Genomic DNA, 254 nt, shown 5'->3' on the forward strand with positions numbered 1-254 from the left:
CCGGCGGCGGCCGGCGCAGGAAGCGGCCCGCCGCCGGAGGCCGGCCGGGCGGCGTAACGCTGCGAGTGCGCGGCCTGTGCCGAGCTCGCCCGGGCTGCGCGGTTTCCCAGCGGCCCGCGATGTGCGCGCCGGCTTCGCCGCGATCGAGGCTTAAGTCGAAGGCAGCCTCGTCTGCCAACGGCCGCCGCGCCAGATCCATCCGCCTGCCGCCCGGCAACGGGGCTCCGGGACGACAGTTGCAGCCTCCCGGGTGT

The organism is Bradyrhizobium sp. (genome assembly GCF_016462955.1).
In the GTDB taxonomy this organism is placed as follows: domain Bacteria; phylum Pseudomonadota; class Alphaproteobacteria; order Rhizobiales; family Xanthobacteraceae; genus Bradyrhizobium.